This is a genomic window from Colwellia sp. BRX10-1 (assembly GCF_014077545.1).
Classification (GTDB): domain Bacteria; phylum Pseudomonadota; class Gammaproteobacteria; order Enterobacterales; family Alteromonadaceae; genus Colwellia_A.
In genome coordinates, this window is the sequence record NZ_JACGWC010000080.1 from 1 (window position 1) to 897 (window position 897).

Annotated in this window: 1 protein-coding gene; it reads left to right on the plus strand. The window is 35.7% G+C overall.

The window, feature by feature from the left end:
- Positions 1 to 207 precede the first annotated feature (207 nt).
- Positions 208 to 690 (plus strand): T6SS immunity protein Tdi1 domain-containing protein, encoded by a 483-nt coding sequence (locus tag H4J75_RS19620; protein WP_220465375.1) that lies wholly within the window; start codon positions 208 to 210, stop codon positions 688 to 690.
- Positions 691 to 897: the final 207 nt, after the last annotated feature.

Below are 897 nucleotides of genomic sequence, written 5' to 3' on the forward strand. Positions count from 1 at the left end.
ACATTGGATGTTTGCCATTCAATATTCGTAACCAACAGAAGCATGTTCCACCTAATCTAATAGTAAGTTACTTTAGTAAATTAGGTGGCTTGGTCGAACTATAAGGCATTCAAACGGACAAAAAACAGTTGGCTGTTTTCACTTCGTTCAACATTGTAGCCAACAATTTTTTGCCGCTTAATGTGGCGTTAGCTTTCACTCGGAAATATGATGACTCTTAATGATTTAACGGTAAAATTTGACCAGCTAGAGCGAACAACAATTCTATCTGAATGGGAATGGATGTTAAAAGAGCAATATTTACCAATTTTGATTACTGCATCTGGTGATGCTTTCATCCAGAATTTGATTGATGATAGTATTTGCTGGTTGGGGACTGCTGGAGCGGAATTAGAAGACATCGCAGATTCATATGATGAGTTTGTTGAGCTGTTAAACAATAAAGAATTTGTTGTAGATTATTTTATGGTTCAAATGGTTGGAGATCTTATCCAATCAGGTAAAAGCTTAGAAGCAGGCCAAATTTATAGCTTAACTAAACCTTACCTTCTTGGTGGTAGTTTTAAATTAGAAAATATAGAAGCAACTGATATTAGTGTTCACTTTTCACTTACAGGTCAAATTGCAGATCAGGTTTCTAATCTACCAGATGGAACAAACGTGGATCGTGTTGTGGTATCTGAAAGCTAACAAGACGTTCAAACGGACAAAAAACAGTTGGCTGTTTCACTCCGTTCACAATTTTAGCCAACAATTTTTTGCCGCTTAACGTGGCGTTATATGCACAAGGATATGTATGCGTACTTGGAATGATTTAAGTTTAATTCAAAAATTATTAATTGGTTTATTTATTGCTTTCGCAGCATTTGCGGGACCTGAAATGATGTTTCTAATTGA